The sequence below is a fragment of the Pseudoalteromonas sp. P1-25 genome (assembly GCF_001401805.1).
GTDB lineage: Bacteria > Pseudomonadota > Gammaproteobacteria > Enterobacterales > Alteromonadaceae > Pseudoalteromonas.
The window spans coordinates 1-230 of sequence record NZ_LKDW01000136.1 but is presented as its reverse complement, the minus strand read 5'-3'; the positions used below and the strand labels follow the sequence as shown (position 1 = coordinate 230).

Genomic DNA, 230 nt, shown 5'->3' with positions numbered 1-230 from the left:
GAGATGGCAGAGTGGTCGAATGCACCGGTCTTGAAAACCGGCATAGGTTTGTAGCCTATCTAGGGTTCAAATCCCTATCTCTCCACCACTATTTAATTAATGGTATGAATAAACTACCGTTAATACAATCTGTTATGCGTTGGAGAGGTGTCCGAGTGGCCGAAGGAGCTCCCCTGCTAAGGGAGTATAGAGTTTGTAGCTCTATCGAGGGTTCGAATCCCTCCTTCTCC

General features: G+C 47.0%; 1 tRNA gene. It reads left to right on the top strand.

The window, feature by feature from the left end:
* The first annotated feature begins 141 nt into the window (after positions 1-141).
* Positions 142-230, top strand: a tRNA-Ser gene (locus tag AN393_RS19870).